General features: G+C 38.3%; 1 protein-coding gene. It reads right to left on the bottom strand.

The window, feature by feature from the left end; translation table 11 throughout:
- Window positions 1–22: 22 nt before the first annotated feature.
- Window positions 23–209 (bottom strand): hypothetical protein (locus tag FEZ33_RS12645; RefSeq protein ID WP_212746714.1); only part of this gene is annotated, 187 nt, incomplete at its 5' end.

The raw sequence follows: 209 nt of genomic DNA on the forward strand, positions 1-209 counted from the left end.
GGGGATTCAAATGTCTCTTGAATCAGTCTAAAGTAGTGTCGTTTGGCTTCTCTTTCGGAAACATTCCCAAGTCGATGAGCCACTTTTTTTTTAGAAATTTCACTTCAAACTTTAGTTTTTCAATTTCCTCATCCTTTTCAATCAATGATCGCGTGATACTGATTGGTTGGCCTGCCTGATTTAATTTGGGTTGGAAATCCTTCATGCTC

The organism is Ruoffia tabacinasalis, from assembly GCF_005864045.1.
GTDB lineage: Bacteria > Bacillota > Bacilli > Lactobacillales > Aerococcaceae > Ruoffia > Ruoffia tabacinasalis.